Below are 12701 nucleotides of genomic sequence, written 5' to 3' on the forward strand. Positions count from 1 at the left end.
CTTTTTTTCTTTATAAGTTTTCTTAAGTTAATTCTCCATTATCAGAGTACGATAGCTCCCTTTCCTTCCTCTTCTTCTGTGCCCAACTGGAAACGCCAATACTAATTTCAAATAGCAGCAATAGCGGAACAATGATCACAAAATCTGAAATAAAATCCGGCGGTGAAATGGAAACACCCACAATGATCAAGATAAAATAGGCTACTTTCCGCATTTTGCGCAACTTATCTGGTGTGACAATGCCCACATTTGTTAAAAATAGAATAACAACCGGCAGCTCAAAAACCAGCCCTACTGGAATCGTCAGGTTAAAGAGCAATGAAAAATATTGCTGAATTCCATAGGTTTCGGTTGCACCAATTGAAAGGTTTACGTTTGATAGGAAATTAAGCATCAAAGGAAACAGAATAAAATAACTAAAACTAATTCCAACTAAAAATAAGAAGAAAGATATAGGAATATAAAATATTGTTCCCTTTGCCTCTCTTTCATTTAGCCCCGGCTTCACAAATAACCAAATCTGCCATAATGCAATGGGAAGTGTAATCAAAATCGCTAAAATAAGTGCACATTTTACATAGATCATTAATCCATCTGTGTACCCAAATAGATTCCAGTCAACTCCTTGTGCCGAAGGTTGATCTTTAATAAGATTTAGCGTCTTTGGTGCAAACCAAAATCCCACAATGAGCGAGAGCACTAACGTTATAGCCACTAGAATGACCCTTTTCCTTAATTCTTCCAAATGCTCAACCAGCGTTAATTCATTCTCTTCTTTCACTTTTATCACCTTAGTTTCTGAAAAGCCCAATTATTTTTTTATATTGTCTGCAGAAAACCAAAAGTTATTCTAAATTTAAATGTTATAAAATATATATATTTTCGAGCAAATTCGTCAAAATATTTAATAAAGATTTGACCGAACTATCGAATCATAGTAATATTTCTCACATAATTCAAAAAGAATAGGTGTTTAATTTGTCGAATATTTTTAGAAAAAAACAGATTGGCGATTTATTAAAAAGAAAGGAAGGCATTCAGCTTAAACAAACATTAGGGGCGTTTGATTTAATCATGCTTGGTGTAGGTGCGATTGTTGGGACAGGGATTTTCATTCTTCCAGGAACGGTCTCTGCAACTCATTCCGGGCCAGCTATTGTCATTTCTTTTATAATTGCGGCATTTGTTTGTGCTTTAGCTGGCATGTGTTATTCTGAGTTCTCTTCAGCCATCCCGGTTACGGGAAGTGCCTATACATATGGATACATTGTATTTGGTGAAATCATTGCATGGCTGGTAGGTTGGGCACTTGTACTGGAATATGGTTTAGCTGCTGCCTCAGTTGCGACGGGTTGGTCATCTTATTTAGTTTCATTATTAGAGGGGCTTAATATCACGATACCACAAAGTTTGTCGGGGCCATTTAATCCTTCCGGCGGAACCTACATTAACTTGCCTGCCATATTGATTGTTTTAGCTATATCTTATTTACTCTCCCGCGGAATGCAAGAATCTGCGAAAATCAATAAAATAATGGTTTTTGTTAAAGTCGGAGTGATTGTTCTCTTTATCGTCGTAGGGGTATTTTATGTAAAACCCGACAATTGGCAGCCATTTATGCCTTTTGGCTTTGATGGAGTACTAGCTGGTGCTGCATTGGTATTCTTTGCTTTCCTAGGCTTTGATGCCGTCTCTTCTGCCGCGGAAGAAGTGAAAAATCCTCAAAGAAACTTACCTATCGGGATTATTGGCTCATTACTTGTCTGTACATTGCTTTATATCATCGTCTCTCTAGTCATGACGGGTATTGCTCCTTATACCGATTTAAATGTGAGCAACCCAGTGAGCTTTGTTATTCAACTGGTTGGCCAGGACTGGATTGCGGGAGTGATTTCATTAGGGGCAGTAACAGGAATGATGACCGTAATTCTTGTCATGTTATATGGTGGATCCCGTCTTCTGTTTGCGATTGCTCGGGATGGACTACTTCCAAAAATTTTATATAAAGTAAATCCCAAGTATCAAACGCCAGTATTAAATACTTGGATTTTCGGGATTGCTGTAGCCTTTTTTGCCGGAATTATTCCATTAAACAAGCTCGCTGAGTTGGTAAATATGGGAACATTGCTTGCCTTTATGATTGTTTCCATTGGCGTAATCTTTTTGAGAAAAAACAAAGAAATACCTGCTGGCGGTTTTAAGGTGCCTTTATTCCCGGTGCTTCCAATCGTCTCGTTTTTTGCTTGTCTGTTTTTGATTAGCCAATTATCAATTCATACGTGGATTGCTTGCGGTATTTGGTTCCTGGTCGGAATCATTCTCTACCTCATCTATGGACGAGGCCATAGTAAATTGAATCATTAAAAAAGAGTGAGTCCCATTTAATATGGACTCACTCTTTCTTTATTCATTATTCTGCAAGTATTTTTGGTAAAGATAAGCACACCACTTACAATGTTCGTTCTCTTTTATATTCTTCAATAATCCTTCTATAAGTGCCCTGCTTAGCTTTGGTCCTTGTAAATGGTCTTTTAACAATTGTAAAGATTCCCCAATTAATTCATCATAACCAATTTCCTGCTGTATAGTAGTTATTAGTTCAATTAATTGTTCTTTCGAATAATTGGGCGTTTGATTTATATACGTCAAATACTCTGGCGTGACGAATTGAATTGTTGCCCCCTCAGCAATAAGCGTAACTTTTTCAACAATTGATCTACATAATAGATTTAGATCTACTTTATAATTATCAATCAAGAACAATTCCGAATAGCTTTTTATCAATCCGTTTATCGTAAACACGATATCAAGATACATATTAGGATTTGTTTGGTCAAACTGCCTTTTAACAATCGATAAAATAATCTTATTGAACATGTTCATGTAATTCTGCATTCTTTCAAAAAAGTCTTTGTTGTAGGTTAAAACCTGTTCCATCATAAAAAACTTAGCAACGTTCGATTGTTGATGCAACCCGCCCAGCGAAATATAGATAAAGTTGTACAACAGCTCTTCACGCGGTTTCTCCCCACTGACCGCATGTTCAAGATCATTGAGAATACTAGTCATAAACTGGTCAATCAAACTATTGATCAGTTCATCCTTTGACTTGAAATGTAAATAAAAAGCTCCCTTTGATATACCACACAGCTCTGTTATTTGTTGCACTGATGTGGCTTCGAATCCGTTTTCAGCGAATAATTCCAATGATTTCTCCATTATGAGTTGCCTCTTAACCAATTAAAACACCCCTACTCTTTCATTTGACAACTGACCAATTAGTCATTAGTATAAATAAATGTAAAATAGGAGTCAAATTTTTAAGGGCAGGTGTAAAAGTGAAAGGTTTAGTAAATTTTGTACTGAAAAATAAACTGGCTGTATGGTTGCTAACAATCATTATTACTGTATCAGGTATTTATTCTGCTGCAAGAATGAAGATGGAATCCATTCCTGACATTTCAATTCCTTACTTAATCGTTATGGGCGTCTACCCAGGCGCTACTCCCGAACAGGTAATGAACGAATTATCCATGCCTATGGAAAAAGCGGTCGAGGGATTAGAAGACGTAAATGCCGTTTACTCAAGTTCCTCATCAAACGTCTCTCAAATTCAGGTTGAGTATGAGTATGGCGTTGATATGGATGAGAAAAAAAGACAACTAGAATCCGCGCTTGATGGCGTTACATTACCAGAAGAAGTAGAAACACCTACAATTATGGCAATCAGCATGAATATGATGCCGGTTGTTGCACTATCAGTTAGTAGTACTGAAGAAGATATTGTTGATTTAACATCAACAGTTGAAGATATCCTGCTTCCAAAAATCGAGAAAATTGATGGTGTTGCCTCTGCTACCATTACGGGCCAACACATTGAAGAAGTAGAATTCACATTTGATGATGCAAAAATGGCATCGCTTGGCCTAACAGAAGATACTGTGAAGCAAATGGTTCAAGCTAGTGATATGGCTTTATCATTAGGTCTTTATGAGTTTGTTGAAGGAGAAGAAGCGGTATCGGTCGATGGAGACATCAAGACAGTGGATCAGTTAAAAGAAATGCTAATCCCTGTAACACCAACTGCCGAAAACCCATCACCATTTGTTAAACTTGGTGATATTGCCACAATCGAAACTGTTGGCAAGGTTCAATCCGTTTCACGTACCAACGGAAAAGATGCAATCGCAATTCAAATTGTAAAAGGTCAAGAAGCAAACACTGTAACTGTCGTAAATGCAGTGAAAGACTTAGTTATAGAAGAACAAGAAAATATCGATGGCTTAGTTGTCGATATCTCGCTGGACCAAGGTAAACCAATCGAGGATTCGGTTTTCTCCATGGTTGAAAAAGCAGTATTTGGCGGGTTAATCGCGGTATTGATCATTCTATTATTCTTACGCGACTTTAAATCTACTATTATCTCAATCATCTCTATTCCAGTTTCAATCTTTATGGCGTTATTGCTATTAAACTGGTTAGATATTACGTTAAATATTATGACATTGGGTGCCATTACGGTTGCGATTGGGCGTGTTATCGATGACTCGATCGTAGTAGTAGAAAACATCTATCGCCGTATGCACTTAAAAGAAGAGAAACTTCGCGGTCGCGCGTTGATTCGTGAAGCTACAATCGAAATGTTTAAACCAATCCTATCTTCTACATTAGTAACAGTTGCTGTATTTGCACCGCTTCTATTCGTAGGTGGTATGGTTGGTGAGCTATTCATGCCGTTTGCTTTAACAATGGCCTTTGCATTAGGTGCGTCATTACTTGTTGCGATCACGATCGTACCAGCACTTTCTCACTTCTTGTTCCGTAAAAAGCTTTATGGCGAGAAAACAGGAAAAGTCCATAAAGAAGTTGGCAAACTAGCATTATGGTATAAAGGTGTACTGGAAAAATCGTTAAATCATAAGTGGATTACATCAATCATTGCCATTGTAATCTTAGCTGGTTCACTTGCCCTGACTCCTTTAATTGGATTTAGTTTCATGGGTTCTGCAGAAGAGAAGGTTATGTATCTTACTTATACTCCCAAAGCAGGTGAGTTGGCGGAAGACACGGAAGCAAATATTGAAGAAGTAGAAAAAGAGTTAATGAAACGTAAAGACATTGATGTTCTTCAATTATCCATCACGGATGAATCCAACGCAGATCCATCAGCAATGATGATGGGTGGCGGCGGAGGCGGTGCTTTAATGTACCTAATCTTTGACCCGGATATGAAGAATTTCCCTGAAGTACGAGAAGAAATTGAAGAGTATGTCTTCAACAGCGGTCAATCTGGCGAATGGAAATCACAAAACTTTAGTTCGATGTCAATGTCATCAAATGAAGTAAGTTATACACTTTACAGTGAAGACCTGGATGATTTAATGACAGCTGTTGATCAAGTGGAAACGGCTCTAAGCGAAGTTGAGGGTCTCGAAGATATTACATCCGATGCAGAAGATCCATACATTGAGAATGTCTTTAAAGTATCCCAGGAACACGTCCTTCAATATGGCTTAACAACTGGCCAAATTGTAATGGCTCTATCAAGTACAGGGTCTGATGAAGTATTGACTACTGTTGAAAATGATGGAGATGAACTGGAAGTCATTATTCAGCGTGAAGCAAAAGCTGCTCCTGAATCATTAGATGATTTATTGGATACCGAGATTCCTACAGCAGTTGGTACTAGTATGCCACTGTCGGAATTAGTAGAAGTAGAAGAAGGAACAACATTAAATACTCTATCTCGTTCTGCCGGCGAATACTACGCTACAGTTTCAGGAACAATCATTGGTGACGATATTTCTGTTGCGACTGGAGAAGCAGATGAAAAAATCGAGGATCTAGACTTACCAAAAGGTGTAACAAGCGGAGTTGCAGGTGTTGCAGCAGATATGACTGAGACATTTACTCAACTGGGTGTTGCAATGGTTGCCGCAATCCTGATTGTATACTTCATCCTTGTTGTTACATTTGGTGAAGGGTTAGCGCCATTTGCTATTCTATTCTCATTACCGTTCACAGTAATCGGTGCGTTTGTCGGTTTATTCGTTACAAACCATACAATTTCTGTTCAAGTAATGATGGGACTATTAATGTTAATAGGTATCGTTGTCACGAATGCAATTGTATTGGTAGACCGCATTATTCATATGGAACGTGATGGAATGGCGATGCGTGAAGCGATCCTGGAAGCTGGTGCTACTCGTTTACGTCCAATCTTGATGACTGCCATTGCAACAATCGGTGCAATGATGCCAATGGCTCTTGGTGTTGGCGGAGGTGGCGGATTAATGTCCGCTGACCTGGCTATCACAGTTATTGGTGGTCTATTAAGTTCTACACTTTTAACATTAGTAATAGTACCAATTGTTTACGAACTACTTTCTAAAATGTTAAAGAAAAATCGTAAAGATATAGAAGAAAACTAACACCAAAAGCGTAAGCGCCCTGCTTAGCCTCGACAGATGCTTTCGGTACCTGACGAATGTGCTTGCATCTGCCGCTTCACTTTCGATGCAGATAAATTGCACACGTGGGAAGGGGCAGACCGCAACCTCGAGGGGCTGGGCGCTGAAGCTAGATGTAAAATACAATTTCAGAGAGTTATCTACACAGCAATATTTCTTAATTTCCTGGACAATAAGAAATGCGGAGGGTGTCTCATTATGAGGCACCTTTTTTTGATTACTTTATATTTATGTATTCATTGTATCCGAATACGGGTAATATGCAGTAACTTATTTACTTACGAAGACACAGCCTACCACGTAAGCTGCGTAATATCCAAGAACCTTTAAGAAAGCATGAATAACTGTGAGCTGGCCTTCACAAAAGCACTAAGACAAGTCGTTGAGACAACAAGTTGGCTCTGCGGCTTGTGTTTTAGACAGCTCACTAAAAGAACATAAATTGGAATCTATATAACTTTTTAATTGATTGGTATACTTTAATAAGTATGTTTATAGATAGCTAGAAATGCAAAAACCTCTACACAACTCTACTGTTTCACATGAAACATTTTGCTAAAATAGTATTCTGTTTTTTTGATTTAAATGAACGATGTATACTATGATGAATATGGGGTGATGGAATGAGCATGAATATCTATTTAGACAATGATCAGTTTATTGCCGGGACAACACTAAAGGATAACGGAAATCCCGAGCAAAATAATATGGCGCTTCATGTATGTGAAGACCCACTGAGTATACTTGCAAATCGTCAAAGACTTGCTTCCTCTTTAAATTGCGGTATTCAAGATTTTGTTTGTGCAAATCAAACTCATAGTGCCAACGTACATCAAGTGACTTTGGCCGATAAAGGTCGAGGCGCCCAAACCACGGATGATGCTATTGCAGATACAGATGCACTTTATACATTTGAAGCCAATACATTGCTTTCTACGTTTACTGCAGATTGTGTTCCCGTCATTTTTTATAATGAAACGAATGGTCTAACAGGAGTCATTCATTCGGGGTGGCAAGGGACCGTAAAAGAAATTACATTAAAGGTATTTCAGCAAATTCTAGAAGAAAATCAAAGTGATCCAAAGGATATTCAAGTAATTCTTGGGCCTGCGCTTAGCCAAGAGAAATTTGAAGTAGATGCAGATGTTTACGAAAAATTTGCTGCACTTGGATATGCCGATGATTTTATGTACTTTAACAAAGAAACAAATAAATACCATATCGATAATCAACTTACAGTGAAGAAACAATGCGAGTTGGCAGGTATTCCATCTGAGAATATATTGATTGACCAAACGTGCACTTTTAAAAGCGAAGAAGGATTCTCTTATCGACAAGATAAAAAAAGCGGCAGACATTTAAGCTTTATCATGAGAAAAGGGAAATAAAAAAAGACATGAATTCGATTTTTTTCGAGTTCATGTTTTTATTTAGACATATAAATTTATAATTTTCCTAGCATGCAGTTCATATAGTACTTTAGTGAACCTATATGGAGGAGGCTTATGTATTGCTTATACATGTGGTCGACCGTGGCGACACACTTTGGCGAATTGCAAGTCGATATAATATGAGCATGGATGCCATCCAACAAGTTAACCAGTTACCTAATATAAATCAATTATTACCCGGGCAGGCCCTTGTCATCCCATCAGCAGGCATTACGCACTCTGTTCAGGCTGGTGAAACTCTTTGGTCGATAGCGAGGAATTATGGTGTTTCCATAAATGCAATTGTAAATGCAAATTCAATTACGAATCCCAACCTTTTATATCCAGGCGCCATACTCTATATACCGCCAATTATACACATCGTTCAACCAGACCAAAACTTATGGCAAATCGCATCTCTATACGGCACTACGATCGGAGCGATCCTCACTGAAAATCAGCTCTCAAACCCAAATCTTATCTATGCTGGCACTCCCTTAACTATTCCTAGAAGAAAGCCAATAATCGAAGTAAATGCTTATACGTATCAAAAAGATGAAGACGCTGCTGCAACTGTAAATGAAATTGGCCGTTCACTAACTTTTTTAAGTCCCTTTGCCTATTTAATTAGAGAAGATGGATCCCTTGAGCCATTTGCGGATGAATCAATGCTTGCTGCGGCACGCGACAAAAATGTAATCCCAATGTTGGCTATTACAAATTTATCGGTTACCTCGACAGGAACAAATCTTGCACACGCTGTTTTATCTAGCTCTCAAATTAGAGAAACATTACTTACAAATATACTTCAACTTATGAAGGAAAAGGGTTATAAGGGATTGAATATTGATTTTGAATATGTTCAACCCGGGGATCGTGAAAATTATAATCAGTTTCTCCAGTTGGCTGTAGATCGGCTCCATCCACAAGGGTATTTTGTTTCTACTGCTGTAGCTCCCAAAACAAGTGGCGCACAACAAGGATTATTATATACTGCCCATGACTACGCTGCTCATGGCAGGATTGCTGATTTTGTTGTGCTTATGACATATGAATGGGGATGGAGGGGTGCATCACCGCAAGCCATTTCACCAATAAATCAAATGCGCCGTGTAGTAGAATATGCTCTTTCTGTTATGCCTGCGAACAAAATCTATTTAGGATTCCAAATCTATGCGCGAGATTGGAAGATTCCACATATTGAAGGGGCTACGGCAGAAACCTTCAGCCCTCAAGAGGCTGTTCGCCGTGCAGCAAAATATAATGCGGCCATCCTATACGATGAAGTTGCCCAGTCACCTTATTTCCGTTATGTTGATGAGCAAGGCCAAGGTCACGAGGTTTGGTTTGAAGATGCACGCAGCGCACAGGCCAAGTTCAAACTAGTCAAACAGTACAAACTCAGAGGCATCAGTTATTGGGCTTTAGGCTATCCATATCCTCAAAATTGGGCACTATTAAATTCAAATTTCGAGATTCAAAAGAACTTCACAACGGAAGGCTTATAAACAAAAAAAATTCTGCCTAGTAGCTTCTTAAGCTAAAAGGCAGAGTTTATTTTCTTAATTTGGCTAAAACTTTTTTTGCATTCTTTGCAGTATACATTTGATGATCAGCTTCACTATATAAGCATTCCATATTTCGAATTGAGGAATGTATATAGGAATACCCAATGGACATATGGATTTGAAGAGATTCGTTAAAGCTATTGTGATAATTTAAACCTTGAATGACCCTGTTGATGAACGCCTCTACTTCTTCTTCTGTTGAATTAGGCAGAAGTACTGCAAATTCATCCCCTCCCAATCGGGCGATAATGGTCTCTTCATTTGCACAGTTCGTTAAAATATTGGCTGCTTCAATAATCAAACGATCTCCTGTTTGATGTCCATAATGATCATTTATATATTTTAGTTGATCCAAGTCACAAATAATAACACCCATTGGAACATCTTTCACCCTATTAAAGATCCCCATTTTCGTTTGAAAAAAAGTACGATTATAGACATTTGTCAATCCATCATGGGATACCTCATATTCCAATTGCTGCTGCAGTTTCATCTTATCATCAATATTTCGGAAGATGCCTTGAAGCGCCACTAGCTTTCCTTCTTTATAGACTGGCGTTGCATACTCTTCAAACCAGACATAATTCCCCTTTTCATCTAAAAGACGAATGGTTAATGGTTTGCTAAAGTCCATCTTTCCTAATGCTTTATTTTCTAGTTTTTCATAATCCTCCGGATGGACCATTTCAAAAATTTTATAAGGATCTTTCATATGTTCTTCATGAATGTTTGGTCCAAACTGATTTACTGCAGGGCTTAAATAGCGATATTTTAACTGGGGTGTTTCGCAATAGTAAACAATATCTTTCACATTTTCGACTGTATCAAGCAGTGGTTTTAAGTAGTCAACTTGCTGTCTGATTTGAGCCAATTGAGTATATTGTTTCATACACACTGCTATCAGTATGACGATGACTCCTAGAATAACAAACCACATAAATCACACCACTTTTCTGCTAGTTATAAAAAACTCTAAAGGTGTCTTCCTTTATCTTCCTTCTATTATAGTATTATATTAGCACTGTTGTAATAGGAAAAAAGGTAAAATTATACGTTCTTTTGTACCAATTCCTTTCGACACAAAGAGGAATTGCAAACTTCGATATTCTTCAAAATTATCTCAAACATAAACAAGTTAATTAGTCATATAATTTTATAAGCACATTTACGGATAATTAATAAGGAGGAGTACGTTGGACGTTTATGTAAGGCCTGGCACTTCTTTTTGGTATTTAAGTCAACTGTTTTCAATACCGCTTCGATTAATTATCGATTCCAACCGAAATATAGACCCGCAATTTTTGTCTATAGGTCAAAGATTAAGAGTACCCGGCTATATCACTGCGAATTATCAAGTCCAGAGCGGCGACTCATTATGGTTGATTGCTCGAAGAAACAATTTACCTGTAGAAAGCCTCTTCCTGGTTAACCCAAATGTGAACGCCAATTTCTTGCAAGTCGGGCAAAACATTCGGATTCCGCGAAGAGTAACTGCACGTTTAGTCAATGGGAAACAAAACTATGATTATAGTGCAATGATGAATGATTTATGGACATTGATTGCTGTGTATCCCTTTATGCGCATGATGAATATCGGAAACACGGTATTAGGCAAGACCATACCTGAGCTGTTAATTGGGAACGGCTCAAAAAGAGTCCACTATAATGCTGCCTTTCATGCAAATGAATGGATAACTGCACCTATTCTTATGACTTTTCTAAACGATTATCTCCTATCACTTACAAATCAAAGTTCTATACGAGGATTATCTACTTTCCCATACTATCTTCAAACCGTGTTGTCAGTTGTTCCTATGGTCAATCCAGATGGGGTTGATTTAGTGATTAACGGAGCTCCTCAAAATGCACCTTGGCGAGATCAAGTTATAGAATGGAATAATGGGAATACGGATTTTTCTAATTGGAAAGCGAATATAAATGGTGTTGATTTAAATGATCAATTCCCTGCAAACTGGGAAGCTGAAAGAGCACGCAATCCAAAAACACCTGGCCCAAGGGATTATGGTGGAGAAGCTCCATTGACTCAACCCGAAGCAATTGCTTTAGCCGAATTAACAAGAAGAAGAGATTATGCCCGTGTCCTTGCCTTCCACACCCAAGGAGAGGTCATCTATTGGGGCTATGAAAACTTGGAGCCGCCCGAATCGGAAACAATTGTGAATGAATTTGCCAGAGTGAGTGGATACCAACCGGTCAAAACCCTTGAAAGCTACGCTGGCTATAAGGATTGGTTTATCCAGGATTGGCGTAGACCTGGATTTACTGTAGAGCTTGGTTCAGGACAAAATCCACTTCCTTTAAGCCAATTTGATGAAATCTATGAGGAAGCCTTAGGTATTTTCCTAGCTGGTTTGTATATGTAACAGTTATGCCGGAGATGTTTTAAGTCTCTGGCATTTTTACGTCTTCTAAACAGGGTCTTTTAAACAAGAATCACACTTTTTTTGTTTTTGAATATCCTATAAAGAATGCGATTTTTAAAAACAAAATCCAACGTATTTTTCAAATATCTGTTGGAGGATAGGAGAACCATGAAAAAACTGTCGCTTTTTCTTTCACTTGCCGCTTTTGTCTTTTTAGTCGGTTGCAGTGACAATGATTCTAAAAAAGAAGAGACAACACCAGAGGAATCGGTTGTTAAGGAGGAATCTCCTTCAACTGATAAAAAAACAGAAACAAAATCAGAAACTGAAACTATTACTAAAACTGAAACTGATACAACGACTACTGATTCAGGAACAAACTTAGCAGAAGACTTTACACTCTATATAGATGAGATTATCTTATTGGCACCGGAAGAAGACCGAATTATTGGCCTGTACGATGGTGTTACCGGCACTAATTATACAAACGATGAAGTTCTATACAATACACTATTCGATGAAATTGTTCCTAGTTATCGTGAATTTGTTGTAGAGTTGGAGTCCATCATGCCCCAAAATGAACGAATTAGAGAGCTTCATGAATTATATATTGATGCTGCCAATATTCAATACAATAGCTTTACATTAATGCTTTCTGCATTAGAGGAGCAAGATATGGATAAGGTGACAGAGGCAAATCAAGGCCTCGATAAAGCAAGGGCATTACTTCGTGATTGGTTATATGAGGTGGAGGCAATTTCGGTTGAAACAGGCGTAAGCTTGCAATAATAAATGAACAAAAAACTCTGCGATTGCGCTAATTTGGCGAAAATCGCATTTTTTTTGATA

The 12701-nt window shown here is 38.0% G+C and carries 9 protein-coding genes; 6 read left to right on the plus strand and 3 right to left on the minus strand.

The annotated features are described in order from the left end of the window. Positions 1-22: 22 nt before the first annotated feature. Entirely contained in the window at positions 23-781 is a 759-nt protein-coding gene (gene tatC, locus QYB95_RS11045; RefSeq protein ID WP_301138384.1) for a twin-arginine translocase subunit TatC, read from the minus strand. 197 nt (positions 782-978) lie between these two features. On the opposite strand from tatC, the gene bcaP reads away from it, so the two are divergent. After that, positions 979-2364, plus strand: coding sequence for a branched-chain amino acid transporter BcaP (gene bcaP / locus QYB95_RS11050; protein ID WP_301138385.1), 1386 nt, complete (start codon positions 979-981; stop codon positions 2362-2364). Between the two features lie 39 nt (positions 2365-2403). On the opposite strand, the gene QYB95_RS11055 is transcribed toward bcaP, so the two are convergent. Further along, entirely contained in the window at positions 2404-3219 is an 816-nt protein-coding gene (locus QYB95_RS11055; protein ID WP_301138386.1) for a TetR/AcrR family transcriptional regulator, read from the minus strand. A gap of 119 nt (positions 3220-3338) precedes the next feature. Here QYB95_RS11055 and QYB95_RS11060 point away from each other — a divergent pair, with 119 nt between their 5' ends. The 3 genes from QYB95_RS11060 to QYB95_RS11070 all read left to right on the plus strand — a co-directional run bounded on the left by QYB95_RS11060 (position 3339) and on the right by QYB95_RS11070 (position 9408). Next, positions 3339-6431 (plus strand): efflux RND transporter permease subunit, encoded by a 3093-nt coding sequence (locus QYB95_RS11060; protein ID WP_301138387.1) that lies wholly within the window; start codon positions 3339-3341, stop codon positions 6429-6431. Positions 6432-7093: 662 nt separating this feature from the next. After that, positions 7094-7858, plus strand: coding sequence for a peptidoglycan editing factor PgeF (gene pgeF, locus QYB95_RS11065; protein WP_301138388.1), 765 nt, complete (start codon positions 7094-7096; stop codon positions 7856-7858). 122 nt (positions 7859-7980) lie between these two features. Then, positions 7981-9408: a LysM peptidoglycan-binding domain-containing protein gene (locus QYB95_RS11070; RefSeq protein ID WP_301138389.1), complete on the plus strand. Its 1428-nt coding sequence runs from the start codon at positions 7981-7983 to the stop codon at positions 9406-9408. 46 nt (positions 9409-9454) lie between these two features. On the opposite strand, the gene QYB95_RS11075 is transcribed toward QYB95_RS11070, so the two are convergent. Beyond that, on the minus strand, positions 9455-10405 hold the full coding sequence (locus QYB95_RS11075; protein ID WP_301138390.1) for a sensor domain-containing diguanylate cyclase: 951 nt from the start codon (positions 10403-10405) through the stop codon (positions 9455-9457). Positions 10406-10661: 256 nt separating this feature from the next. On the opposite strand from QYB95_RS11075, the gene QYB95_RS11080 reads away from it, so the two are divergent. Continuing rightward, the gene (locus QYB95_RS11080) at positions 10662-11852 is read left to right on the plus strand and encodes a M14 family metallopeptidase (protein ID WP_301138391.1); all 1191 of its coding nucleotides are present in this window, start codon (positions 10662-10664) and stop codon (positions 11850-11852) included. 168 nt (positions 11853-12020) lie between these two features. Then, positions 12021-12641, plus strand: coding sequence for a hypothetical protein (locus QYB95_RS11085; RefSeq protein WP_301138392.1), 621 nt, complete (start codon positions 12021-12023; stop codon positions 12639-12641). Positions 12642-12701: the final 60 nt, after the last annotated feature.

It is taken from the genome of Ureibacillus aquaedulcis (assembly GCF_030418165.1).
GTDB lineage: Bacteria > Bacillota > Bacilli > Bacillales_A > Planococcaceae > Ureibacillus > Ureibacillus aquaedulcis.